Origin of the sequence: Herbiconiux daphne (assembly GCF_024979295.1) — a bacterium.
In the GTDB taxonomy this organism is placed as follows: domain Bacteria; phylum Actinomycetota; class Actinomycetes; order Actinomycetales; family Microbacteriaceae; genus Herbiconiux; species Herbiconiux daphnes.
The window spans coordinates 1-629 of sequence record NZ_JANLCJ010000504.1; the positions used below are offsets into that span (position 1 = coordinate 1).

Annotated in this window: 2 protein-coding genes; both read right to left on the bottom strand. The window is 43.6% G+C overall.

Going from position 1 to position 629, the window contains the following annotated elements; genetic code table 11:
* Positions 1 to 245 (bottom strand): phage tail fiber domain-containing protein (locus N1032_RS26105; protein ID WP_259543544.1); only part of this gene is annotated, 245 nt, incomplete at its 3' end.
* A gap of 61 nt (positions 246 to 306) precedes the next feature.
* On the bottom strand, positions 307 to 629 hold a 323-nt coding region (locus N1032_RS26110; protein ID WP_259543546.1), incomplete at its 5' end, for a hypothetical protein.

Below are 629 nucleotides of genomic sequence, written 5' to 3' on the forward strand. Positions count from 1 at the left end.
GTTGTAGAAGTGTTACGACGGATTTCCAGTTGGTCAAAGCCAGTTGTATCGAGAGTTGCGAGAATCTCAATCTCTGTCTGTGAGTTCCAAACAAAATCAGTCACAACAGTAAGTTGTTTTGAAGAACCTGTTGTGCTACGGAGTGATACTTCAACGAAAGCACGGGACAGGTATTCGAATGGAACTGTGAACTTGGTAGTTGTTCCATCTAAAACGTAAGTAGCAATAGTTGTTAAGACAGCCATTGTTCCTCCTATGAATGAGAGAGTAAGAAGAGAAGGTAGTTTCCTACCCTCCCATTATTTGTTAGTGTTTCTTGGCGTCAACATCAGCACCTAACTGTTTGAATAGGTATTTGTGCAGAGCAAGAGTCAGTGGGTCAGTTGGGACAACTTGACGACTAGCATTGAAAGCATCATCTAAAGCATCACGTCTTTGTTTGGTGTTATCAGCCATAGCATATTGACCAGCAGAAGCCACTGTAGAAGCAGCACCACTGAACAGTGTAGCAGCAGGGAATGCCTGAGACATTAGCTGTCCAGCTTTCGCTTGATATGCATATGGGTTAGACCAATCCATTGGACGTGGTGGTTTAGCAGGTGGTGTGATAGATGAACGAACCATCTTAG